This window comes from Clostridioides sp. ES-S-0048-02, from assembly GCF_020658495.1.
In the GTDB taxonomy this organism is placed as follows: domain Bacteria; phylum Bacillota; class Clostridia; order Peptostreptococcales; family Peptostreptococcaceae; genus Clostridioides.
The window spans coordinates 1-619 of the sequence record NZ_JACVWH010000061.1 but is presented as its reverse complement, the minus strand read 5'-3'; the positions used below and the strand labels follow the sequence as shown (position 1 = coordinate 619).

Sequence of the window (619 nt, the reverse complement as noted above, 5' to 3'; positions counted from 1 at the left end):
ACCTTTTGGAAGAAGTCGTCGAAGGTGGAATCAATAACTGGGGTGAAGTCGTAACAAGGTAGCCGTATCGGAAGGTGCGGCTGGATCACCTCCTTTCTAAGGAGAATTGCCTACTGTTTAATTTTGAAAGTTCTTTATGAACTTCATATTTGGGGGTGTAGCTCAGTTGGGAGAGCACTTGCCTTGCAAGCAAGGGGTCAGGAGTTCGACTCTCCTCATCTCCACCATTAAGAGTATATTACTTAAATCTTTGATTTATCTAGTAGCCTCTTACATGCACTTTTAGCTTATCTTTAGACAAGCTATGTGCGTTAGCACTTTGAAAACTGCATATATATTTAGTGATATGACATCTAATTTGTAATATATAAAGCTGATAACTTTAAAAAATTATCGAAGTTGATAGCTTCTAATCTATCAAACCTTTTTAACTGGTCAAGTTATTAAGGGTGCAGGGCGGATGCCTTGGCACTAGGAGCCGATGAAGGACGTGATAAGCTGCGATAAGCTTCGGGGAGTTGCACGTAAACTTTGATCCGAAGATTTCCGAATGAGGAAACTCACTTAGAGTAATGTCTAAGTATCATTAAGTGAATACATAGCTTAATGAGGGGAACTC

The 619-nt window shown here is 39.7% G+C and carries 1 tRNA gene and 2 rRNA genes; all 3 read left to right on the top strand.

The annotated features are described in order from the left end of the window. Positions 1 to 96 (top strand): 16S ribosomal RNA (locus IC173_RS20360); the annotation flags it as partial. Positions 97 to 151: 55 nt separating this feature from the next. Then, a tRNA-Ala gene (locus tag IC173_RS20355) sits at positions 152 to 227 on the top strand. Between the two features lie 206 nt (positions 228 to 433). Continuing rightward, positions 434 to 619 (top strand): 23S ribosomal RNA (locus IC173_RS20350); the annotation flags it as partial.